The organism is Pseudomonas sp. S3E12 (genome assembly GCF_001702295.1).
GTDB classification, from domain to species: Bacteria; Pseudomonadota; Gammaproteobacteria; order Pseudomonadales; family Pseudomonadaceae; genus Aquipseudomonas; species Aquipseudomonas marginalis.
Genome location: NZ_MBDT01000035.1, coordinates 125,813 through 150,156 on the forward strand (window position 1 = coordinate 125,813; position 24,344 = coordinate 150,156).

17 protein-coding genes are annotated in these 24,344 nt (G+C 61.5%); 13 read left to right on the forward strand and 4 right to left on the reverse strand.

The features are described from left to right. Positions 1–159 precede the first annotated feature (159 nt). Positions 160–2,235 (forward strand): EAL domain-containing protein, encoded by a 2,076-nt coding sequence (locus BB029_RS29845; RefSeq protein WP_065942000.1) that lies wholly within the window; start codon positions 160–162, stop codon positions 2,233–2,235. On the opposite strand, the gene BB029_RS29850 is transcribed toward BB029_RS29845, so the two are convergent. The 3 genes from BB029_RS29850 to BB029_RS29860 are packed head-to-tail and all read right to left on the reverse strand — an operon-like array spanning position 2,232 to position 5,506. Next, positions 2,232–3,065 (reverse strand): metal-dependent hydrolase, encoded by an 834-nt coding sequence (locus BB029_RS29850; RefSeq protein ID WP_065942001.1) that lies wholly within the window; start codon positions 3,063–3,065, stop codon positions 2,232–2,234. The two genes, BB029_RS29845 and BB029_RS29850, sit on opposite strands and share 4 nt — an antisense overlap. 15 nt (positions 3,066–3,080) lie before the next feature. Beyond that, positions 3,081–3,971, reverse strand: coding sequence for an SDR family oxidoreductase (locus tag BB029_RS29855; protein ID WP_065942002.1), 891 nt, complete (start codon positions 3,969–3,971; stop codon positions 3,081–3,083). Further along, on the reverse strand, positions 3,968–5,506 hold the full coding sequence (locus BB029_RS29860) for an NAD(P)/FAD-dependent oxidoreductase (protein WP_065942003.1): 1,539 nt from the start codon (positions 5,504–5,506) through the stop codon (positions 3,968–3,970). Before BB029_RS29860 ends, BB029_RS29855 begins: the two co-directional genes overlap by 4 nt. Before the next feature lie 275 nt (positions 5,507–5,781). Here BB029_RS29860 and BB029_RS29865 point away from each other — a divergent pair, with 275 nt between their 5' ends. The 10 genes from BB029_RS29865 (at position 5,782) to BB029_RS29910 (ending at position 19,443) form a co-directional block, all read left to right on the forward strand. Next, positions 5,782–6,780 carry an alpha/beta fold hydrolase gene (locus BB029_RS29865; RefSeq protein ID WP_065942004.1) on the forward strand — a complete coding sequence of 333 codons (999 nt, stop codon included), beginning with the start codon at positions 5,782–5,784 and terminating at the stop codon, positions 6,778–6,780. A gap of 295 nt (positions 6,781–7,075) precedes the next feature. Beyond that, a complete protein-coding gene (locus BB029_RS29870; protein WP_065942005.1) occupies positions 7,076–8,356 on the forward strand; it encodes an alkane 1-monooxygenase in 1,281 nt (426 codons plus the stop codon). A 117-nt stretch (positions 8,357–8,473) separates the two neighbouring features. Beyond that, positions 8,474–8,968 carry an alkane oxidation protein activator PraA gene (gene praA, locus BB029_RS29875; RefSeq protein WP_065942006.1) on the forward strand — a complete coding sequence of 165 codons (495 nt, stop codon included), beginning with the start codon at positions 8,474–8,476 and terminating at the stop codon, positions 8,966–8,968. 123 nt (positions 8,969–9,091) lie between these two features. Continuing rightward, entirely contained in the window at positions 9,092–9,586 is a 495-nt protein-coding gene (praB, locus tag BB029_RS29880) for an alkane oxidation protein activator PraB (protein WP_027608591.1), read from the forward strand. Between the two features lie 131 nt (positions 9,587–9,717). After that, complete coding sequence (locus BB029_RS29885) at positions 9,718–11,172, forward strand: outer membrane protein transport protein (RefSeq protein WP_065942007.1); 1,455 nt, start codon at positions 9,718–9,720, stop codon at positions 11,170–11,172. 254 nt (positions 11,173–11,426) lie between these two features. Then, the gene (locus BB029_RS29890) at positions 11,427–13,952 is read left to right on the forward strand and encodes an acyl-CoA dehydrogenase (RefSeq protein ID WP_065942008.1); all 2,526 of its coding nucleotides are present in this window, start codon (positions 11,427–11,429) and stop codon (positions 13,950–13,952) included. Between the two features lie 223 nt (positions 13,953–14,175). Continuing rightward, positions 14,176–15,519 carry a 3-oxoacyl-ACP reductase gene (locus tag BB029_RS29895; protein ID WP_065942009.1) on the forward strand — a complete coding sequence of 448 codons (1,344 nt, stop codon included), beginning with the start codon at positions 14,176–14,178 and terminating at the stop codon, positions 15,517–15,519. A gap of 3 nt (positions 15,520–15,522) precedes the next feature. Further along, positions 15,523–16,413, forward strand: a complete 891-nt coding sequence (locus BB029_RS29900; RefSeq protein WP_065942010.1) for a MaoC/PaaZ C-terminal domain-containing protein — start codon at positions 15,523–15,525, stop codon at positions 16,411–16,413. After that, positions 16,410–17,708: an acetyl-CoA C-acetyltransferase gene (locus BB029_RS29905; protein WP_065942011.1), complete on the forward strand. Its 1,299-nt coding sequence runs from the start codon at positions 16,410–16,412 to the stop codon at positions 17,706–17,708. The genes BB029_RS29900 and BB029_RS29905 overlap by 4 nt, the downstream gene beginning before the upstream one ends. Before the next feature lie 31 nt (positions 17,709–17,739). Beyond that, entirely contained in the window at positions 17,740–19,443 is a 1,704-nt protein-coding gene (locus tag BB029_RS29910; RefSeq protein WP_065942012.1) for an AMP-binding protein, read from the forward strand. Between the two features lie 56 nt (positions 19,444–19,499). Here BB029_RS29910 and BB029_RS29915 read toward each other — a convergent pair whose 3' ends face one another. Continuing rightward, positions 19,500–20,615: a Gfo/Idh/MocA family protein gene (locus tag BB029_RS29915; RefSeq protein WP_065942013.1), complete on the reverse strand. Its 1,116-nt coding sequence runs from the start codon at positions 20,613–20,615 to the stop codon at positions 19,500–19,502. A gap of 298 nt (positions 20,616–20,913) precedes the next feature. Between BB029_RS29915 and BB029_RS29920 the strand changes: the two genes are divergently transcribed. Both BB029_RS29920 and BB029_RS29925 read left to right on the forward strand, forming a co-directional pair. After that, positions 20,914–21,942 (forward strand): YCF48-related protein, encoded by a 1,029-nt coding sequence (locus BB029_RS29920; RefSeq protein WP_174557021.1) that lies wholly within the window; start codon positions 20,914–20,916, stop codon positions 21,940–21,942. A 15-nt stretch (positions 21,943–21,957) separates the two neighbouring features. After that, positions 21,958–24,333: an RND family transporter gene (locus BB029_RS29925; protein ID WP_065942015.1), complete on the forward strand. Its 2,376-nt coding sequence runs from the start codon at positions 21,958–21,960 to the stop codon at positions 24,331–24,333. The last annotated feature ends 11 nt before the right edge of the window (positions 24,334–24,344 follow it).

Consider the following 24,344-nt stretch of genomic DNA (forward strand, 5'->3'; position numbering starts at 1 on the left):
GCGTCGGGGCGCCGATCGTCCACAAGGGCCTAAATTGATTTGGAATAATGACGGGTAGTGTGGCAAAAGTCTTTCGCTCACGGCATCAGGGCGTGTAGCGTGACAAGGGTTTTTGGGCCTGCCCCTTGGGGGCAGAGAGCGATGGCAGAGGGATGGGGCATGGCGCAAACGCTATTCAAACTTTTCCTTACTCAGCGCCTGGCGGCCTTGGCCAGTACCGAGTCATTGCGTGCGATCCGTGAAGGGCTGCTGTGGATCCTGCCCTGCCTGCTGGTGTCGGCAGGGTTTCTGATCCTGTCCGAGTGCGCCCGAGCACTGGGCTTCGCCCCACAGGTGGTGACATTCCTGGCCGGGCTGCACAACCAGATCAGCTCAGTGATCCCGCTGCTGGTCGCCGCTTCCATCGGTTACATGCTGGCTATCCAGCACCGCCTGCCACAACTGCCGGTGGCATTCCTGTGCCTGGCCCATGTGGTGGTGGCGACGTTTATCCTGCGCGAATACCCTCGGGCCTCGGCGACGTTCGTGCTGTTCATCGCTATCGCCTCACCGTTGCTCAATGTGCCGGCCATTGCCTGGCTGCACCGTTTCCGTTGGACCCGCCTGGTCAACGAGGACCTGGTGGGGCACAACCTCAGGGGCACGATCAATATGGTGGTGCCAGGCCTCATCACGGCCCTGTTGCTCGTGGCTGTGTTGTCCTCGCTGTTGCAGGTTCCGTATGTGGCGCAGCTTCAGGGGCCTCAGGTACTGGATGCCCTGGAGTCGCCCTATGGCAGCGGTTTGTTCGTGACCCTGATGAACTCATTGCTGTGGTTTTTCGGAATCCACGGTGTGTACGCCATGCAGCCGCTGTTCGATGTACTGGACCAGGCCGTGGTGCTCAATAGCGCAGCGTCGGCGGCGGGCGAGCCGATCAGGTATGTATTGAACAGCGGCCTGCTGGGCAGCTTTGCTTTTATCGGCGGCTCGGGCGGTGCGTTGTGCCTGCTGCTGGCGATCCTGCTGTTTTCCAAGAGCCAGTCCATGCGCCTGGTGGCGATGGCGAGTTTGCCGCTCTCGCTGTTCAACGTCAGCGAGGTGCTGCTGTTCGGCTTGCCGATCATTCTCAACCCGCGCTTGTTCCTACCGTTTCTGTTAGTGCCCGCCGTCAATGCCATGGTGGCGTTGACGGTGGTGCAGGTGGGTTGGGTGTCGCCGGCGGTCGCCAGTGTACCGTTCACCGCACCGATACTGCTCAATGCCTACCTCAGTACCCATGGCGACCTGGCGGCGGTGGTGCTGCAACTGGGGTTACTGGGCCTGGGCACGCTGGTGTATGCGCCCTATGTGCGCGCGATCCATCGCCAGCCCGCCGAAGGCGGTACGGTGTACCTCAAGTCCCTGGACATGACCTTTCACGGCCTGGAAGAAAAAGGTCGGCTGCGCGAGCTTGACCCCGTGCTGGCGTCGCACCGGATCCAGTTGCGCCAGGCCAATGAACTGAGCCGCATCCAGCAGATCAGCGACTATGAGTTCTATCTTGAATACCAACCGCAGGTCTCGACCCGCACCGGGCTGTGCACCGGTTGCGAAGCGCTGATGCGTGCCCGCGACGCCCACGGTACGGTGCATTCGCCTTGGGAGTTCCTGCAATGGCTGGCCCAGGCGCGGTTGATGCCGGACGTGGATATGTGGGTGGCATCCCAGGCGATTCGCCAGTACCAGAAATGGCAGAAACTCGGCTTTACCCTGCCGATGACGATCAATATTTCCAGCGCCACCCTGACCGACGCCGCCTACGGCGAGCGCCTGGTGGCGATCCTCGCCCAGGCCCACGGCCAGGTGTCGGTGGAGATCACCGAAGATGCACTGGTCAGTGATATCCCGGCCACGCGCCAGAACATCCAGAAGTTGCAGGCCATCGGCGCCAAGGTCTATATCGATGATTTTGGCACCGGGTTTTCGGCCTTGAGTTACCTGCACCAGTTCCCGGTGGACTTCATCAAGATCGACCGCAGTTTCGTGGTGGCGCAGCACGATCCCAAGGGCGCCCAGGTCCTGACTGGCATGCTGCGTTTCTGCGAAGCGCTGAACCTGGGCGTGGTGGTGGAGGGCGTGGAGACCGCCGAGCAGTTGGCCTTCTTGAACACCGGCGACGAGCTGATTATCCAGGGCTGGTATTTCAGCAAGGCACTGCCGGGAGACCAGCTGGAAAGCTTTGTGCGCCAACGGGTGGCCATGGCGCAGGGCTAGTAGCCGCGTTGGGTTTGTTCGATCTCCTCGACCAAGCTATCGATACCCGTCAGGCGTGCACGGTTGTCGTGATCCCAGGGGTGAAAGCCGGGTTTGAAATAGTGCAACCACGGCCGCAGCATGCGTGGGAAGACGCCCTTGGGGCCATAAAGAAATTTCAACATGCGCCAGAAGCCTTTGAGATGCCCACCCGCCTTGCGGTCGGCAATCAACAGACGCAGATGAAAATCCAGCACCACCAGCCAAAAAAACACCGTGGTGGTGAGCATGGCGCCCGTGCGCAGCAGGTAGCGTTTGGGGCCAGGCTCGATCACCGTGTTCCACACATCAAAGGCCACGGCTTTGTGTTCGGTTTCTTCCAGGGCGTGCCAATACCACATCTGTTGGTAACCCTTGAGCGAATCGCCAAAGCGTGACGGATCGCTCAGCAGGATCTCCGCGAGCATCGCCGTGTAATGCTCCAGGGCAATGGTGATCGCCAGGTTGAAGGCGGGCGGGAAATGTTTTTTCTGCAGGTCGAGGATGAACTTAAGCCGACGGTCCAGGGTGTGCGCCGGAAGCCCGGCTGCTTGCATCAGGTCGTTATAGGCCACATGTTCGCGGCTGTGCATGGCCTCCTGGCCGATAAATCCCTGGATCTGTTTCTTTAGCGCCGGGTCGTCGATGCGTTGGCGGTAGTGGCGCACGCTGTCCATGAAAAACAGCTCGCCCTGGGGGAACAGCAGCGACAAGGCATTGAAGAAATGCGTGATGAACGGGCCCTGTTCGTGCCAGTCGGTGATGCGTTCGGCGGGCAGGGCAAAGTGGAGGTCGCGGCGGATCGGCAACATGATTCGTGCTCCTGTTCAGAGACGGGGCTTGTCGTTGGTTTCAAACACTGGCCTGCGTTGCTTGGGGGCCATGCGCTTGGTGGCCAGCACCACCAGCGCTTGATAGGCGGCCGGCAGGCAACGGGCGAGCAGGTCGAGGAAATACGCATCGCGGCCAATCAGCACGCGACGCTTGTTGTTGCGCACGCCTTGCAGGATCACCTTGGCGGCCTGGTCGGCATCGGTGATGAAGAGTTTTTCGAAGTCGGCGCGGGCCTGCTGTTCGCTGTGGATCAGGAAACCGGTCATGTTCGCGTCGATGCGGCTGCTGCGGCAGATATCGGTGCGGATGCCGCCGGGGTGCACGCAGGTGGCCGAGACGCCGCAGCGTTGCAGGTCCAGCTCCTGGCGCAGGGCTTCGGTAAAGCCGCGCACGGCGAATTTGGTCGCGTTGTAACCGCTCATGCCGGGCTGGGCAAACAGGCCGAACACGCTGGACGTGTTGATCACATGGCCGTCGCCACTGGCCTTGAGGTGCGGCAGGAACGCCTTGGTGCCGTGGACTACGCCCCAGAAGTTGATGCCGACGATCCACTCCAGGTCGGCGTAGTCCACGCCTTCGACCGTACTCGACAGGGCCACGCCGGCGTTGTTGAACACCAGGTTGACCTGGCCATGCTCGGCCACGCAGCGCGCCGCCCAAGCCTCCATGGCCGGGCGGTCGGACACATCCAGCACCTGGGTGGTAATTGTCACCGGCGCCAGGGTCGAGGTCTTGATCAGTGCCAGGGTCTGCTCCAGGCCCTGGGCGTTTTTGTCCGCCAGTGCCAGGTGGCAACCTTCGCGCGCGAGTGCCAGGGCCAATGCACGGCCCATGCCGGATGCCGCGCCGGTAATCGCCGCTACGCGGCCGTTGAATGACTTCATGAGAGGCTGCCTTCTGCGGTGGAGTGGGGCGCCGTGGCCGGACGGGGCGGCGCAGCGAGGGGCAACAGGTCGACCGCATAGTCCTTGAGTGCGAACTGCCGGGTGACCCGCTTGAAGCGCCATGTCGAAGCGGGCCACAGGGTGGTGTTCTTGCCGGTACGTGGGTCCAGGTACCAGCTCTGGCAACCGCCGGTGTTCCAGATGGTGCGCTTGAGTTGGTCTTGCAATTGACGGTTGTAGGCCTGTTCCACCGTCGGTTTGACGTCCACCGTGGCGATGCGATGGCGCTGCATCTGCCTGAGCGCGTCGAGGATGTAGGTCACCTGCGCCTCGATCATCAGGATCATCGAGTTATGGCCCAGGCCGGTGTTGGGCCCGATGATCAGAAACAGGTTGGGATAGCCCGGCACCGTGGTGCCCTTATAGGCGTGTGCACCGTCGCGCCAGGTGTCCATCAGGTCCACACCGTCGCGACCGATGATGCAGTCCCGGGGCAGCGGGTCGGTGGCCTGGAAACCGGTGCCGAAAATCAGGCAGTCGGCCGGGTGCTTGATACCGTCGGCGGTGATCACACCGTCGGCTTCGATACGCAGGATTTTGTCGGTCACCACCTCGACATTGCTGCGCGACAGCGCCGGGTAGTAGTCATTGGAGATCAGCACACGCTTGCAGCCGATGGTGTAGTCCGGCGTCAGGGCCTTGCGCAGGGAAGGGCGCGGCACTTGTTTGCGAAGGTGGCGCAGGGCGACTTTCTGCACCATTTTCATCAGCCGCGGATGCAGCGCAAAGCCCAGCACACGGCCTTCCAGTGCCCAGTAGAAGGCGCCACGCACCAGGCGCTGGGTAACAGGCAGGTGCTTGAACAGCCAGCGTTCGAACGCTGAAATCCCGCGATCCGGCTTGGGCATGATCCACGGTGGAGTGCGCTGGAACAGATCCAGGTGCGCCACCTGCGGCGCAATCTGCGGCACGAACTGGATGGCACTGGCCCCCGTGCCGATCACCGCCACGCGCTTGCCTTTCAAGGCGTATGCGTGATCCCACTGCTGGGAGTGGAAGCGCTTGCCCTTGAAGGTTTCCAGCCCCGGAATCTCCGGCAGCGCCGGGCGTGCCAGGGCGCCCATGCCCGACACCAGCACCCGCGCACTGACGTGGCGGCCATCGCTGAAACTCAACTGCCAGCGTTGTAGTTGTTCATCGAACACCGCGCGCTTCAGGCCCATGCCGAAACGCAGGTAGGGCGTCAATCCGAAGCGCACCGCGCAGTGTTCCAGGTAGGCGCGGATTTCCGCTTGCGGCGCGAACTGACGTGTCCAGTCCGGGTTGGGCGCAAAGGAAAACGAATACACATGGGACTGCACATCGCAGGCGCAACCTGGGTAATGGTTGTCCCGCCAGGTGCCGCCGAGGGTGTCGGCCTGCTCGGCGATAAAGAAGTCGGTGAACCCCGCTTCCTTGAGCTTGATCGCCATGCACAGGCCGGCAAAACCCGAACCGATGATGGCGATGTCGATGGAATCACTGTGGGCATTCATAGGCGGTCCTTCATGGGCATCGGATGTGCTCCTGTTTTTGTTGTGTCTTTTAGATAGAACACCATTGCAAAGAAAAATTGAATTAATTATTTTAAAAAAGATTTTAAATAATCTACCTGAAAATAGCGCCTACGCTAGGACCTTGTGCCTTATGTGCGACTTGTCCGACGGACGAGCGTGGTACGCACGCCGTTCAGGTCCAGGGTGTGGACGTTGGCCGAGGCCTTGATCAATTCCGGTCAGGTCGCCGGTCACAGGGAAGCTGAGGACGAGCTATGGCTGTGCAATGGGTGATTGCTGCAGGTGTGCTGGTGGGGGCGAGTGCGGTGCTATGGAGTTTCAGCGCCTGGATGACACGGCGCATCGAAGCCGCCGTTCCGATCAACGGGCGCTTCGTGGAGGTGAATGGCGAGCGCTTTCATTATGTGGAAGAGGGCAAGGGACCACCGCTGGTGATGATCCACGGGCTGATGGGCAGCAGTCGCAACCTGACCTATGCCTTGTCCGGCCAGTTGCGTGAGCACTTTCGGGTGATCACCCTCGACCGTCCCGGGTCGGGTTATTCCACGCGTCATACCGGCACCGCTGCGGACTTGCCGGCCCAGGCGCGGCAAGTCGCGGCCTTCATCAACCAGCTTGGCCTGGACAAACCCTTGGTGCTCGGCCATTCCCTCGGCGGGGCGATTTCCCTGGCCCTGGCCCTTGATCATCCTGAGGCTGTATCGGGCCTGGTGCTGGTGGCACCGTTGACCCATCCCCAACCCAGGTTGCCGCTGGTGTTCTGGTCGCTGGCGGTGCGACCGGCCTGGTTGCGACGCTTTGTGGCCAATACCCTCACCGTGCCCATGGGCCTGTTGACTCGACGTTCGGTGGTCAAGGGCGTGTTTGCGCCGGACGCCGCTCCCGAGGATTTCGCCACCCGGGGCGGCGGCTTGCTGGGGATGCGCCCCGACAACTTTTACGCTGCCTCCAGCGAGATTGCGCTGGTCAACGACTGCCTGCCCGGGATGGTCAAGCGCTATCCCCAACTGACCCTGCCCATCGGCCTGATCTATGGCGCGCGGGACAAGGTGCTGGACTTTCGCCGGCATGGCCAGGCCCTCGCCGATAAAGTGCCCGGCCTCAAGCTGCAAGTGGTGGAAGGGCGCGGCCACATGCTGCCGATCACCGCCACGGCGCGGGTGGTCGAGGCCGTGTTGCACGTGGCCAAGCGCGTGCGCCCGGTGGAAACGGCCACGGTCCTGCATCCGCCCTTTGCCTTGGCGAACAAATAATCGTGGCCCTCATCGCCGGGTCGAGCGTCGCAAATGCCTGCCCTAGAGACCTGACCAAACAGCTGAAAAACAGACTGTCCAGTCACGTAAAAAAGGCCTCGAAAAAGTAGTTGACGACCTAACGATTCCGCGCTATTTATTTAAAAAAAATATTTCAATATTTATTTTGAAATGATTTTTGAAATGCCTAAGAGCGAATAAAAATGAAAAAAACGTCTTTTATCGCATGGTTGATTTCCCGGAGCATCCAGCGCTCCCTGAACCTGTTTACCGCCTGCCTGCCAAGGAGGCTGCCATGAACCAGACTCTGGCAGCGCCAAGCATTTGGACCGACGGCAAGCGCCACCTGTGGTGGTTGGGCATCCTGCCATTGGCCACCCCTCTGTTGTCCGGCGCACTCGCCATTGCCACTGGTATCCAGCAACTGTGGTGGGTCGGTGTACTGGTGATCTTTGGCCTGATCCCCCTGATCGACGGGCTGCTCGGCGAAGACATCAGCAACCCGCCCGAATCCGCCGTCAACCACCTGGAATCCCAACGCTACTACCGCTGGATCGTCTACACCGGCGTGCTGTTCGTCATCTCGTCGGTGGTGATTACCGGTTGGCTGGCCGCCGGCGGCATCGACTGGATCATCCGGGGCGGCCTGCTGCACGCCACCGCCAACCTTGAACCTTCCAGCTGGTTGGCCCACGCCGCCGGTTACATCACTGAGCGTGCGCAACTGCATGGTCAACCAAGCTGGTTTACCTACCTGGGAATGGCCATGTCCACGGGGGCTGCCACCGGTATCGCGATCAACACGGCCCATGAATTGGGGCACAAGCCCAATACCCTGGAAGTGTTCCTCGCCAAGGTCACCCTGGCGCCGACGTTTTACGGGCACTTTTATACCGAGCACAACCGCGGCCATCACGTGCGCGTCGCCACGCCGGAAGACCCGGCCAGCTCGCGGCTGGGTGAGAGTTTCTGGGCTTTCCTGCCACGCTCGGTGTGGTTCAGTGCTCGCTCGGCCTGGAACCTGGAGCGCGAGCGCCTGCGCAAACTCGGCCTGCCGGCCTGGCATTGGAAAAACGCTGTGCTGAGTGCCTGGATGTACAGCGTGGTGTTGTGGGGGGCGATGATTGCCTGGCTGGGGGCTGCGGTGATTCCGTTCCTGGTTATCCAGGGCATCTACGGCTTCTCGTTACTGGAAGTGGTGAACTATGTGGAGCACTACGGCCTTAAACGCCAGAAGTTGCCCAACGGTCGTTATGAACGGTGTTCGCCTCGGCACTCCTGGAACAGTAATCGAATTGTCACCAATATCTTTCTGTTCCAACTGCAGCGGCACTCCGATCACCACGCCAACCCGACGCGCAGTTATCAGTCGTTGCGTCATTTCGATGAGTCGCCGCAACTGCCTTATGGTTACGCGAGCATGATTGTCTGGGCGTATGTACCGTACTTGTGGCGGCGGCGCATGGATCATCGAGTGCTTAATCATTATGCCGGGGATATCACCCTGACCAATCTTCAACCTTCACAGCGTTTGAAGTACCTGGAGAAGTACAGCGGCAGTGCCAAGCCGTTTTGATCTGAAGTAACACTGAGTGTTGTCGTGTGCTCGGGGCCTGATTGCCGCGCAGGATTTTATCGCCCCGAGAAAGTGCTTTGACCCGAACAACAATAATTAAAGGGAAGGACGTACACCATGCAAATACCTGCCAAGTTCACCACCCATATCGTATTGGCCGTGCTGGGCCTGATCGCCTATCACCAGGCCCAGGCCGCGCGTATCGAACCGGCGGGCAGCGCCTTTACCGCCCAGGGCCCGATCAGCTTCTCCAAAGGCGCGCTGATCAGCGCCGATTGCACCATCAAGGTGGCCGGCAAGGTCGCTGCGGACGGTTCCTCGGTCAATGTCGACAAAGTCGAATTCGACGGCGGCCTCAAGTGCAGCCGGGTCGAAGCCATCAACTTGCCGTGGATCCTGGTCGCCAAAGATACCAGGAGCGGTTCCATGTCGAAGATCAGTGTGGATGTTCACGCCTTCGGCCTGGGCGGCAAGTGCGGGCCTTCTACCGCCGATGGCACCTGGGATAACGCCACCGGCAAGTTGGAAGCCGCCAATGTACCGATTGGCGAAGACTGCAAGATCAAGACGGTGTCGATCAAGATGCCGCCGAACTTCAAAGTTGTTGAATAGCGTGCTGCGGTAATTGAATTGAAATTTGGCTGGAAAGGGAAGTTCTGCAGTTTCACCGTGACCTCTCGTTCATGGCCATTACCCCCTGGCGAAATGACTCGCCATAACATGTGAGGAAAAACAATGAAAAGCTTGAAAACCCTCGTATCGTTGTCTGCTTTGGCTGTTTGCATGGGTGCTGCTTCGATGGCCAATGCCTATAGCATCACCCCGGTGAACTCGAGCTTCACTGCGCCAGGCACCATTTCGGTGAAGTCGCCATCGTCGTTCCAGGCCACTGTTAACTGCGGCGCAACTTTTACCGGGAACGTCGATGCCAGCGGTGTGGCAAAAATCACCGGTGTGGCGGTGACCGGCGGTGGTCTTTGTGCGCTGCCGAAAATCACCGGTCTGCCATGGACCTTGACCGCCACCGGTGCCGCTGCGGGCTCGGTCAGCAACGTCGGTTACACCATCGCCGCGTCGGTTCTGTATCCGGCGTCCAATTGCGGTCCGTCCACCATCACCGTGGGCTACAGCGGTGGTGTACTGACCGCCTCCAACCAGACCCTGAGCGGCAGCTGCACCGTGGTGAGCCTGAGCGTTACCCCAAGCCCGACATTTACCATCGTGCCTTGATGGGTAACTGACACACCGGGCTGATCACCTGTTGAAAGACTGGCGCCTCGATCGGGCGCCAGTTTGTGAACTGCCGGAAGCAAAACGAACCGGTGGGGCCGGCTCAGAGAAATAACAATAAGGAGTGCCGCATGAATAATAAGAAACAACACGTGCAGGTTTTGCTGGGGCTGGCACTGATAGGCGGGGCGATGGTGAACGCGCCTGCACAGGCCGGCGGTTTTTCAACTCCGACCTACGGTGCACCCGGTTGGGGCCGGGCATTTGCCGGTGGCTCGTTGTTCAAGAACGATCCCAGTTCCGCATACAACAACCCGGCGGCCATGGCGTTTGTCGAACACAACGTGGCGCAATTTACCGTCGACTACGCCCGCATCAAGATCAAGTACAAAGGTGACGCCTCTGATTATGCAGGCAACCCGATTTCCAATACGCCCTTGGACGCCAATGGTTTTCCCGACGTCGCATCGACCACGGTGAATAACAACGACGGCGGTCAAGGCGGGTTCACTGCCTGGTTGCCAACCGGTTTCATGGTCATGCCCCTGGGGGATCGGTTCGCTTTCGGCCTGAGCCAGGTTGTGCCGCAAGGTATGCGCTCCACTTGGGATCAGGACTCGAAACTGCGCGACTTTGCAGTGGACACCAAAATTGAAACCGTAGGATTGACCGGATCCCTGTCCTTTAAGGTGAATGATCAATTTTCTATCGGCGGTGGCGTGATCGTGCAACACAGCAAGGGCTTCGTCAGCCAAAACGTGGACTTGTTGTCTGCCGCCGCGGTGTCCGATTCCGTGCTGGGCGGGATCAATTTTCCATCTGATGTCGGCAATGCCTTGATGCGTGTGAAGGTCGACAACATTTCCGCGGGCTGGTTTACCGGCATTGTTTGGAAACCCACGGAGCGAGACACCCTTGGCTTGAATTACCACGCCAAGATCAAGAACAAGATGACCGGCAAATATAATATTTACGCCGATCAGTTTTCCTACAACCTGATGACCCAGCCAAGTCCGTTTGGCGGTAGCGGTACGTTGGTGAATACCGCTTATCCAGGGTTAGAGCTGGCACCGGACGGCGCCCATGCCAGTGTCCAACTGGACATTCCTGCCACGGCCGGCCTGGACTGGGTACACCAGTTCAACGATCGCTTCACGATGGGGGCCAGTGTGACCTGGACTGAGTGGTCCTCTTTCAAAGACCTGACGCTCGAGTCCGGTGGCACCACCATTGTGTCCATTCCCTACAACTACAAGAACACCTGGATGTACTCTCTCGGCGGTGACTACCGCTTGACCGATGAGTTGACCTTGCGTGCAGGTGTAGCCCTTGACCAGACACCTACACGCAATTCGACCCGCGACCCACGAATCCCGGATGGCGACCGTACATTCCTGTCGTTGGGGGCTGGTTACGATGTGAAAGCAATCAAGGGCCTCAGTCTTGACCTGGCCTATTCCCACCAGTTCGTGCAAGAGGTCAAGCTCAAGACTCAAAACGTCGATCGCCTGGGTGGCGCAAGCCTGAATGGCAAGGCGGAGTCGTCGGGCGATGTGGTGAGCGTGTCGGCCACCTACGCGTTCTGATATTTCATAGAGGGTGATGGAAAAGGCACCAAGCGCATCTTGATGCCTTCACCCTCATTCCACGTCGACAGTTCCTTGAGTATTGGCATTCCAGGCTGATTCATTCAGCCGCTATTTTTTCGCCCAGGCATTAAATAAAAATTTCAAAACAAAATTTGAATTTGTCTTTCCAAGTTTGTAGTGTGGTTTTACGCCGCAGGTCGATCCGACCTTTCGCACGTAAACCACGCCCTGAATCGAGTAGAGGTATCCCCATGGTTATCTGGTTATTGGTAGGTGTCGCAGCCGCGATTGCCCTGGCGTATCGACAAGCTGCCGCCACCCTGTGGTTGGGCGCTGGCCTGATCTGGCTGACAGCGGGTTACCTGTTCAATGGGGTGGCGGCTTTCGGCGCCACCGTCGCGGCCGTGCTGGTGGTATTGCCGGCGTTGTTGATGAGCCTCAAACCGCTGCGCCGCGCGCTGTTGACCGGCAAGGCCCTCAATCTGTTTCGTACGATCATGCCGGCGATGTCCGACACCGAACGCGCCGCCATCGAGTCCGGCACCGTGTGGTGGGACGCTGAGCTGTTCAGCGGCAAGCCCGATTGGCAGCGCCTGCTGCAAGCGGCCCCGGCGAGCCTGAGCGCCGAGGAGCAAGCCTTTCTCGACAATGAAGTGGAAACCCTGTGCGATATCGCCAACGACTGGGAAACCACCCAGGTCTGGCAGGACATGTCCCCCGAAGGCTGGCAGTACACCAAGGACGCCGGCTTCCTTGGCATGATCATTCCCAAGCAGTACGGCGGCAAAGGCTTCTCCCACTACGCCCATTCCCAAGTGGTGATGAAACTGTCGACGCGCTGCTCGGCGGCGGCGATTTCGGTGATGGTGCCCAACTCCCTGGGCCCGGCCGAACTGCTGCTGCATTACGGCACCGACGCCCAGCGCAATTACTACCTGCCACGCTTGGCCCGGGGCGAAGACATCCCGTGCTTTGCCCTGACCAGCCCGTATGCCGGCTCCGATGCCGGGGCGATTCCCGATGTGGGCATCGTCTGCAAAGGCACCCATGAAGGCCAGGAAGTACTGGGTTTCCGTGTGACCTGGGACAAGCGCTATATCACCCTGGGACCGATCGCCACGGTGCTCGGTCTGGCGTTTCGCGCGGAAGATCCGGACGGATTGCTGGGGCCGAAAGGCTCTCTCGGCATCACCTGTGCCCTGATCCCCACCTCCCATCCCGGCGTAAACAGTGGTCGCCGGCACTGGCCGCTCAACGCCGTATTCCAGAACGGGCCGACCACCGGCAAGGACGTGTTCATCCCGCTGGAATGGGTCATCGGCGGCCGCGAGCAAGTCGGCAACGGCTGGCGCATGCTGATGGAATGCCTGGCCGCCGGCCGCGCGATTTCCCTGCCATCGGCCAACGTCGGCCTGGGCAAGGTCGCGGTGCGCGGCACCACGGCCTACGCGGCGATGCGCAAACAGTTTGGCTTGCCCATCGGCAAGTTCGAAGGGGTGCAGGCGCCGCTGGCGCGCATGGCCGGGCACCTGTATGCCTGCGATGCGGTGCGCAAGGTCTCGGTGGCTTCATTGGATGCCGGTGAGAAGCCCTCGGTGATCTCGGCCATCGCCAAGTACCACGTCACCGAACGCGCGCGGATGATCGTCAATGACGGCATGGACATCGTCGCCGGCAAGGGCATCTGCATGGGCCCGAATAACTTCCTGGCCCGTGCCTATCAGCAAAGCCCCATCGCCATCACGGTGGAAGGCGCGAACATCATGACGCGCTGCCTGATCATCTTTGGCCAGGGCCTCATTCGTTGCCATCCCTATGTGTTCCGCGAAATGGAAGCGGCGCGCAACCCGGACCGGCGCCAGGCGCTGGAAGATTTTGATAGCGCGATGTTCGGTCATGTGAGCTTTGTATTGGCCAACACCGTACGTGCGGCGGTGCATGCCCTGACCGGCGGGCGTCTGATTTCCGCACCGGCCAAGACCGACCCGGCGCTGGCGTCCTACTATCGCCAGGCCAATCGTCTGTCGGTGGTGCTGGCGCTGATCTCGGATATTTCCATGGGCGTGCTGGGCGGTGCCCTCAAGCGCAAGGAAAGTATCACCGGGCGTTTGGGCGATATTCTGTCGCAGCTGTACATCCTGTCCTGCGTGCTCAAGCGCTTCGAGGATGACGGCCGGCCCCAGGCAGACCTGCCGCTGGTGCATTGGGCGGCACAGGACGCATTGCTGCGTGCCCATGAGGCCCTTGCCGAAGTGCTGGACAACTACCCCTCCACCGCGGCGGCGGCGGTGCTGCGTGGCTTGACGTTCCCGTTCGGCATTCCCCTGCACAAACCCTCGGATCGCCTGCTGGCCCAGGTGGCCGATGTGGTGCAGACCCCCGGCGAAACCCGCGACCGTCTGCTGGCCAACTCCTACATTCCACGTCCGGAAATCGACAAGCTGGCCTACGGCGAATTGGGCTTCCGCCTGTTGCCGCAGGTGGAGTTGATCGACGCCCGACTCAAGCCGGCCATCAGGCAAGGCCTGCTCGAACCGATGCCGATCGCCGCCACGGCCTTCACCGCCTGGCGCGTCAAGGCGCGGGCGCTGGACCTGATCAGCGACGACGAAGATGCCTTGCTGGCGCGCTATGTGGAATACGCCGACCACGCTATCCAAGTGGATGACTTCCCCCAGGACTTCGGTTTGCTGGAGGCGTTGCAGCAGCGCAGGCAGGCGTTGGAGCCAGCGCCCAAACGCCGAACCGCCCAAGGTGAAAACGCCCCGGTCAACTAGGACAAACGCGGTCAATGTGGGAGGGGGATGGGTTCAATGCCAGTCATGTAGGAGCGAGCTTGCTCGCGAAGAACGTCTAAGCAACGCGTTCATTCTGGAGAAACGTGGTGGCCCTGAGTTTCTTCGCGAGCAAGCTCGCTCCTACATGACTGGCATTAGGGCTTGCCCCCTCCGACATGGATCGGGTTTACAAGGTCAGAATGTGTTGTGAGTGAATGCTGATATGAGTGACAGCTACCTATCGTTCGTCAATTCCCCCTGGGGCCGTCGCCTGGCCCAGGTGGTAGGCTTGCCCCAGCCCGTGCCGTTGCAGCGCCATCGCAGCGGCCAGCCAGGCCTGGCCAACCCGGTGATTGTCGCCGGGGCAGGGCGCCTGGCTGCGCAGGTGCAACAGGTGTTCAGCGCCACCGACACGGTCACCGCCACCCCGGCGACGCTCAAGGCGCCGTCCACGGTCAAGGTGCAGGGCGCAGTGTTCGATGCCAGCGGCATAACCGGCCTGCAACAACTGGACGAGCTCTATGAGTTCTTCCATGCCAACGCTAGACGCCTGGGCCAACACGGCCGCGTTGTGGTGCTGGGCACCGCGCCGGAACACTGCACCGAGTTGCCCCAGGCCATCGCCCAGCGTGCGCTCGAAGGCTTGGTGCGTTCATTGGCCAAGGAGTTGCGTCGGGCGATCACCGTGCAGTTGCTGTACGTGGCGCCGGGAGCGGAAGACGCACTGGACAGCAGCCTGCGTTTCTTCCTGTCGCGGCGCTCGGCCTATGTGTCGGGGCAGGTGGTGCGCCTGGAAAAACCGGTGGATGGGCAGGTCGCCGTCAATTGGGACAAACCCTTCGCCGGCCGACGTGCGCTGGTCACCGGCGCTTCCCGAGGCATTGGCCTGGCCATCGTCCAGGTCCTGGCCCGCGAGGGCGCCCATGTGGTCTGCGTGGACGTCCCTCAGGCCCAGGACTCGCTGCAACAGGCGGCCGCGAGTGTGGACGGTTCGGCGCTGCCGTTGGACATCACGGCAGCGGACGCCGCTGCCCAGTTGCATGCCCATGTCGACCAATACGGTGCCTTCGATGTGGTGGTGCACAACGCCGGGATCACCCGCGACAAGACCATCGCCAAGATGCCTGAAGCGGCCTGGCGCAGCGTGCTGGCGGTCAACCTCGAAGCACCGTTGCAGCTGAGCAATGCCTTGTTGGACAGCCAGGGCCTGAATCCGGGTGGGCGTATCGTGTGCGTGTCGTCGATCTCCGGTATTGCCGGCAACCTCGGGCAAAGCAACTACGCCACCTCCAAGGCCGGCGTGATCGGCCTGGTGCAAGGCCTGGCCCCGCGTGCGGCGGTGCAACAGGTGACGGTGAATGCGGTGGCACCTGGATTTATCGAGACCCAGATGACCGCCAAAATCCCTTTGATGATTCGCGAGGCCGGGCGGCGCATGAACTCGATGTCCCAAGGCGGGCAGCCGATCGATGTGGCCGAAACCATTGCCTGGCTGGCGCACCCGGCGTCGGGTGGGGTCAACGGCCAGGTCGTGCGCGTGTGCGGCCAAAGCCTGCTGGGAGCCTGAGCCATGGACTACGTGACGCAGATCATCGACCCTCCGCCATCGCGCACGCGCCTGCTGCTGGACGGCGTGCGTGGCCTGCGCAAACCCAAGCTCGACGGCGCACCGCCGTTGCCCAAGGAGCGCCTGGTGCGCTCGGCGGTGGAATTGTCCGCCAGCGGTATCGCCGCCTATGGCCGTGCCTGTGGGTTTCGCCGCGAACAGGGTGTGCCGCTGTCCTACCCCCATGTGCTGGCGTTCCCGCTGCACCTGATGCTGCTGACCCGTCCGAGTTTTCCGTACCCGGCCAGCGGCATGGTGCACCTGGCCAACCGCATCCGGCAGCACCAGCGCCTGCATGAAGGCCAGGCGTTGCGCCTGGAAGTCTTTTGCGAATGCTGGGTGGCCCATGCCAAGGGCCAGGCGCTGAGCATCGCCACCCGCGCCTACAGCAACGGCACCTTGGTGTGGGAAAGCGACAGCCTGTACCTGCGCCGCGAGGTGAAAAATCCCGTCGGCGAGCCGTGGGAAGACGCGCTGGCGTTGCAGGAGGAGGGCCTGTTGCGCACCCAGCGCTGGGTGTTGCCCGCCGATCTGGGGCGGCGCTTCGCCAAGGTCTCGGGGGACTTCAACCCGATCCACACCTCACTGATCGGCGCCAGGCTCTTTGGCTTTCGCCGCGCCATTGCCCATGGCATGTGGACCCTTGGCCGCGCATTGGCCGCTCAACAACCCCCCGGTGGCCTGGATCAGGCCGAAGCCCATTGCGACTTCAAGCTGCCGATCTTCCTGCCCGGCCAGGTCGCCCTGTGGCAACACCCCGTGAGCGGCCCGCGGCGCGAATTCGAAGTGCGCAATTTCGCTGGCGACAAACCGCATATGCGCGGGCTATTTGTCTGGAATGAGAGCCCTACATGAGTGACTACAGCTTCAACCCGGCCCCGACCCGCCGCGTGGCGATCATCGGCGGCAACCGCATTCCGTTTGCCCGTTCCAACACGGTGTACGCCCACGACAGCAACCAGGACCTGCTGGTGGCGGCGCTGCAAGGCCTGGTCGACCGTTACAACCTGCACGGCCAGCGCCTGGGCGAGTTTGCCGCCGGCGCGGTGATCAAGCATTCACGGGATTTCAACCTGGCGCGTGAATCGCTGCTGTCGACCACCTTATCCCCGCAGACCCCGGCCTACGATGTGCAGCAAGCCTGCGGCACCGGCCTGGAAGCGGCCTTGCTGGTGGCGAATAAAATCGCCCTCGGCCAGATCGACGTGGGCATCGCCGGTGGCGCCGACACCACCTCCGACGCGCCCATCGGCATCAATGAATCCCTGCGCCACACCTTGCTCGCGGCCAACCGCGCCAAGGGCATGGGCGACAAGGTGAAGGCACTGCTGAAGGTGCGTCCGTCGATGTTGTTCAAGCCGCTGTTGCCGCGCAATGGCGAGCCGCGTACCGGCTTGTCCATGGGCGAACATTGCGAAGCCATGGCCCAACGCTGGCAGATCAAGCGCCTGGCCCAGGACGAGTTGGCCCTCACCAGCCACCAGCGCCTGGATGCCGCGTATCAGCGCGGTTTCTTCGACGACCTGATCAGCCCCCATCGCGGCCTGGCGCGGGACAACAACCTGCGCGCCGACGCCAGCCTGGAGAAACTCGCCGGCCTGTCCCCGGCCTACGACCGCCAGCACGGTACCCTCACGGCGGGCAACTCCACGCCACTGACGGATGGTGCCTCGGTGGTGCTGCTGGCCAGCGAAGACTGGGCGGCGGCCCATGGCTGGCCGGTGTTGGCCTACCTGCGCACGGGCGAGACGGCGGCGGTGAATTTTGTCGACGGCAGCGAAGGCCTGCTGATGGCTCCGGCCTACGCCGTACCGCGCATGCTCAAGCGCGAAGGGCTGAGTTTCGCCGACTTCGATTTCTTCGAGATCCACGAAGCGTTTGCCGCCCAGGTGCTGTGCACGCTCAAGGCCTGGGAAGACGCCGATTACTGCCGCGAACGGCTCGGCCTGGAGGCGCCGCTGGGGGCCATCGACCGCGCCAAAATGAACGTCAACGGCGGTTCTCTCGGCTGCGGCCACCCGTTTGCCGCCACCGGTGGCCGGCAATTGGCGGCGCTGGCCAAGACCATTCACGAGCGGGGCGGCGGTCGCGGTCTGATTTCCATCTGCGCGGCGGGCGGGCTGGGTATTACCGCTATCGTCGAAAAATAGCCCCATCAAAAACAACAATAAGGAGACCGCCATGAACGCTATCAGCCTGGAACACACCGAACGGGTCTGGTTGAACGCTTACCTGCCCGGCGTCCCGGCGGACATCGATGCCGGTATCGAGGACTACCCGTCGTTGCGCGAGGTGTTCCTGGAGCACCTGGAGAAATTTCGCGAGCGGGTCGCCTACGTCAGCATCGGCACCGAGATGACCTACGCCGACTGGCAGGTGCAAGGCATTGCGTTCGCCGCCTGGCTGCAGGGCCAGGGTGTACAGAAGGGCGACCGCGTGGCGTTGATGATGCCCAACTGCCTGCAGTACCCGATCTGCCTGCTGGGCACGATCCTGGCCGGCGCGGTGGTGGTCAATGTCAACCCGTTGTACACCGCCCATGAGCTCAAGCACTTGCTCAAGGACAGCGGCGCCGAAACCGTGGTGATCTTCGAAAACTTCGCCCACACCCTGGAAAAAGTCATCGCCGGCAGCAGCGTCAAGCGCGTGGTGGTGGCCGCCATCGGCGACCTGCTCGGCAGCTTCAAGGGGGCGGCGATGAACTTCATCCTGCGTCGCGTGCAAAAGCAGGTGCCGGCGTTCAACCTGAGGGGCTCGGTGCGTTTCAACCAGGTGCTGAAACAGGGCCGCGCGCTCAACCACTTCCCGGTGGACATGCACCTCGACGACCTGGCCTTCCTGCAATACACCGGCGGCACCACCGGGGATGCCAAGGGCGTGATGCTCAGCCATCGCAATATCATCGCCAACCTGTTGCAGGCCAAGGCCTGGGTCGGCGACCAGCTGGACCAGGACAAGCAGGAAACCAACGTCACCCTGCTGCCGCTGTATCACATCTTTTCCCTGACGGTGAACTGCCTGATGTTCATGTGCCTGGGCGGGCGCAACATCCTTATCGCCAACCCGCGGGATGTGAAGCGGGTGCAGATGATCCTGCGCAAGGAGCGCTTCAATGGCATTGCCGGAGTCAATACGCTGTTCAACGGCTTGCTGGAGAATAAGGAGTTCTGCGCCCGGGACTTCTCCGACCTGCGCATGGTGATCGCCGGCGGCATGGCCACGCACACGGCGGTGGCCAAGCGCTGGAAGGACGTCACCGGGCTGCCGATCATCGAAGGCTACGGCCTCACCGAATGCTCGCCGGTGGTGAGCATCAGCCCGATCGACATTGCGCGCATGCGCGAAATGGAGTTCACCGGCAGCATCGGTGTTCCTTTACCGTCGACCTGGGTGCGGTTTATGCGTGAAGACGGCGAGCTGGCCGATATCGGCGAGCAAGGCGAACTGCAGGTGCGCGGCCCGCAGGTGATGCAGGGCTACTGGAAACGTCCGGACGCCACCGCCGAAGTGCTCGACGCCGAGGGATGGTTGTCGACCGGTGACATCGGCGTGATGGATGAACGCGGCTATATCCGCCTGGTGGACCGCAAGAAAGACATGATCCTGGTCTCGGGCTTCAACGTGTACCCCAATGAAATCGAAGACGTGGTGGCGCTGCACCCTGGAGTCGGTGAAGTGGCGGCCATCGGGGTGGAAGATGGCGTGACGGGGGAGAAGGTCAAGATCATCGTGGTGCGCAAGGACCCGAATCTGACCCAGGAGCAGATCCTCGCCCATTGCCGCGAATACCTGACGGGTTACAAGGTGCCCAGGTATGTGGAGTTTCGCAGTACCGAGTTGCCCAAGACCACTGTGGGTAAAGTACTGCGCCGAGCCTTGCGCTGATTTAAATGTGTGTAGGTGATCTAAATGTGGGAGGGAGCAAGCCCCCTCCCACATTTTCAGAGCGAGTTCACTTTGACCCAGCGTTCTTCCTGGGCAGCCACACGAATCGCCGTCGCCAACCGCTCCACCTCCCACGCCGCTTCAAAGTCGGTGCCATCCGCGCCTTGCCCCGTCACGGCCATGATCAACTCCTGCACCTCCAGGGTCTTCAGCTCGTTGTACCCCAGTTGATGCCCCGCCGCCGGGCTGAACGCCGCGTAGCCGGGCAGGGCAGGACCTGCCAGCAAACGCTGGAAACCGTCCTGGCCGACACGGCACAGGCGCAGTTCATTCAAGCGTTCCTGATCGAACGCCAAGGTGCCCTTGGTGCCGCTGATCTCGAAACTCAGGTGGTTCTTGTAACCGTGCTTGAGCCAACTGCTGCTCACCGTGCCGCGCGCGCCGTTGGCAAAGCGCAGCAGGGCGTGCACCTGGTCGTCCACGGCGATGGCTTTCTGCTCGGCGCTGCCTTTGACGGCCGGGCGTTGGGCGTGAACGGTCTGGGTGTCGGCACACACGCCGGTCACATCGCCCACGAGGTAACGCGCCATCGACAGCAAGTGGCTGCCCAGGTCTGCCAGGGCGCCACCGGCATGCTCCACTTCACAGCGCCACGACCACGGTGACGCCGGGTCGGCCATGAAGTCTTCGCTGAACTCGCCCTGGAAGCTGATGATGTCGCCGAGGTCACCCTCGGCAATCAGTTGCCGTGCCAGGCCGATCATCGGGTTGTGCTGGTAGTTGTAGCCGACCCGCGTCACCACCCCGGCTTCGCGGGCGGCCTGGCGCATGGCATCGGCCTGCTCCAGGCTGACCGCCAGGGGTTTTTCGCAGTACACCGCCTTGCCCGCTGCAATGGCCGCCATCGCCATGGGAAAGTGCAGGTGGTTCGGCGTGGTGATGGCCACCACATCCACGGCGGGGTCGTCGATCAGCGCCTGCCAGTTGCCGTGGGCCTGGGCAAACCCCCAGGCCGTGGCACAGCGCTGGGCGCGTTCGGTGTCGGCATCGGCCAGGGCGGCCAGCTTGAGGTGTACCGGCAGTTCAAATACCGTCCGGGCATTGTTGAATGCCAGGGCGTGGGCGCGGCCCATGAAGCCTGTGCCGATCAAGCCGATTCCGAGTTCACGCATAGCCGTGGTCCTTTGGATTATTGTTTTCAGGAGGGCTATTAATGGAATAAAAATTCCTAAATTTCAATAGATGGAATAAAAATTCATTAATCAGCCTGACTAATACCCGCCTATTCAGGCATGGCCAAACGCCGTCAGTTAACAAAAGATAACGTAGCACCGATTGTCAGACGATTCGAAAGCCCGATAGGATGGCCCCTGCTTCCTCCAGGCGCTCTAGATTGCAGGTTTCAGGGCCCGGGAAGGCGAGACGACCTAACAATAATAAATGGGAGAAAGGTCTATGAGTGAGCCTGTCATGGGTTGGGTTGTTTGCCGCCCACGCGCCGCACGCAGGGTTGCGTTGCTGGCCGCAGCGCTCTCGCTGTTTGGGACTGTCGCAATGCCGACCGTCGTCCAGGCCGCCAGCGATACCTCTTTTGCGATTGAATCCCCCAAGGCCGCCAAGGGCCTGATGATCGATGTCGTGCATGCCGGCAAGCGCCTGGTGGCGGTCGGTGATCGCGGGCACATCCTCTATTCCGATGACCAGGGCAGCACCTGGACCCAAGCCAAGGTCCCCACCCGGCAACTGCTCACGGCGGTGTATTTCGTCGATGACAAACAGGGCTGGGCGGTCGGCCATGATGCGCAAATCCTCGCCAGCACCGACGGCGGTGCCACCTGGACCCAGCAGTATCAAGACCTCAAGCGTGAAGCGCCGTTGCTCGATGTGTGGTTCAACGATGCCCACCACGGCCTGGCCGTGGGCGCCTACGGGGCGCTGATCGAAACCACCGACGGCGGCAAGACCTGGGAAGACGTCAGCGACCGCCTCGACAATGAAGACCAGTTCCACCTCAACGCCATCGCCCGGATCAAGGACGCCGGCCTGTTTATCGTCGGCGAGCAGGGCAGCATGTTCCGCTCCAGCGACGACGGCCAGACCTGGGAAAAACTCGAAGGCCCCTACGAGGGTTCGCTGTTTGGCGTGATCAGCACCGCACAACCCCAAACCCTGCTGGCCTACGGCTTGCGCGGCAATCTTTACCGCTCCACGGATTTCGGCAGCACCTGGGAACAGGTCGAACTCAATGCCGCACGCGGTGCCCTGGAGTTCGGCCTGTCGGGGGCCACCGTGCTCGAAGACGGTTCGCTGGTGGTGGTCGGCAATGGCGGCAGCGTGGTGGTCAGCCATGACGACGGCCAGACCTTCAGCGTGTTCAATCGCCCCGACCGTATTTCATTGTCGGCCGTCACGGCAGCAGGCAACGGCAACTTGATTCTGGTCGGGCAGGGTGGTGTTCGCGTCGCCACACCCACTGGCGCCGAACCGACAAAACAATAAGAAGGCGGGGAACGCATGAGCAGTCATCACAACGATAAAGCGACTTTTCTTGAGCGCCTGATCTTCAATAACCGCCCGGCAGTCATCGTGATCTGCCTGTTGGTGAGCATTTTCCTGTTCTGGCAGGCGACGTTGATTCGCCCGTCCACCAGCTTTGAAAAGATGATCCCCCTCAAGCACCCCTTCATCGAAAAGATGATGGAACACCGCAACGACCTGGCCAACCTGGGCAACACGGTGCGTATCTCGGTGGAGGCCAAGGACGGTGACATCTTCACCAAGGAATACATGGAGACCCTGCGCCAGATCAACGACGAGGTGTTCTACATCTCCGGCGTCGACCGCTCGGGCCTTAAATCGCTGTGGAGCCCAAGCGTACGCTGGACCGAAGTCACCGAAGAAGGCTTCGCCGGCGGTGAAGTGATCCCGCAGAGCTACAACGGCTCGACGCAAAGCCTCGATCAACTGCGCAACAACGTGCTCAAGTCCGGCCAGGTCGGACGGCTGGTGGCTAATGATTTCAAGTCGAGTATCGTCGACATCCCGCTGCTGGAGTCCTACCCGGACCCGCAGGACCAGGGCAAGTTGCTGGCCCTGGATTACCGCAAGTTCTCCCATGAACTCGAAGACAAGATCCGCGACAAGTTCGAAGCCCAGAACCCCAACGTCAAGATCCACATCGTCGGCTTCGCCAAGAAGGTCGGCGACCTGATCGACGGCCTGGTGATGGTGGTGCTGTTCTTCGGCGTTGCGTTCGTCATCACCCTGGTTCTATTGCTGTGGTTCACCAACTGCCTGCGCAGCACCGTCGCGGTGTTGAGCACCACCCTGGTGGCGGTGGTCTGGCAACTCGGCCTGATGCACTTCTTCGGCTTCGGGCTGGACCCGTACTCGATGCTGGTGCCGTTCCTGATCTTCGCCATCGGGATTTCCCACGGTGTGCAGAAGATCAACGGTATCGCCCTGCAATCCAGCGAGGCGGACAACGCCTTGACGGCCGCGCGGCGCACCTTCCGGCAACTGTTCCTGCCGGGGATGATCGCGATCCTGGCGGATGCGGTGGGTTTCATTACCCTGCTGATCATCGATATCGGCGTGATCCGCGAACTGGCCATCGGCGCGTCCATCGGCGTGGCGGTGATCGTGTTCACCAACCTGATCCTGCTGCCGGTGGCGATTTCCTATGCGGGTATCAGCAAGCGTGCCATCGCCCGGAGCAAGAAAGACGCGCACCGCGAACATCCGTTCTGGCGCCTGCTGTCGAAATTCGCCAGCCCCAAAGTCGCGCCGGTCTCGGTCCTGCTCGCGCTGGTCGCCTTTGGCGGCGGCCTCTGGTACAGCCAGAACCTGAAGATCGGCGACCTCGACCAGGGCGCGCCGGAGCTGCGCCCGGACTCGCGCTACAACAAAGACAACAACTTCATCATCAGCAACTACTCCACCAGCTCCGACGTGCTGGTGGTGATGGTCAAGACCAAGGCCGAAGGTTGCTCGCGCTATGAAGCCATGGCGCCCATCGACCAGTTGATGTGGAAGATGCAGAACACCGAGGGCGTGCAGTCGGCGATCTCGCTGGTGACCGTGTCCAAGCAGATGATCAAGGGCATGAACGAAGGCAACCTCAAGTGGGAAACCCTGTCGCGTAACCCTGATGTGCTGAACAACTCCATCGCCCGTGCCGATGGCCTGTACAACAACAATTGCTCCCTGGCGCCGGTGCTGGTGTTCCTCAACGACCACAAGGCCGAGACCCTCGACCGCGCGGTGCATGCGGTGCAGGACTTCGCCAAGGAGAACAACAAGGACGGCCTGGAATTCATCCTCGCCGCCGGTAACGCCGGGATCGAGGCGGCCACCAACGAGGTGATCAAGGAGTCGGAACTGACCATCCTGATCCTGGTGTACCTGTGCGTGGCGACCATGTGCATGATCACCTTCCGTTCCTGGGCGGCAACCCTGTGCATCGTGCTGCCGCTGGTGCTGACCTCGGTGCTGGGCAATGCGCTGATGGCGTTCATGGGCATCGGCGTCAAGGTCGCGACCCTGCCGGTGGTGGCCCTGGGCGTGGGGATCGGCGTGGACTACGGCATCTACATCTACAGCCGCCTGGAAAGTTTCCTGCGTGCCGGTTTGCCGTTGCAGGAAGCCTATTACCAGACGCTCAAGTCCACCGGTAAAGCCGTGCTGTTTACCGGCCTGTGCCTGGCGATCGGCGTGTGCACCTGGATCTTCTCGGCCATCAAGTTCCAGGCCGACATGGGCCTGATGCTGACCTTCATGCTGCTGTGGAACATGTTCGGTGCACTGTGGCTGCTGCCGGCGCTGGCACGCTTCCTGATCAAGCCCGAGAAGCTGGCGGGGCAGAAGGGTAACTCGTTGTTTGCCCACTGAGCCTGGCTAAA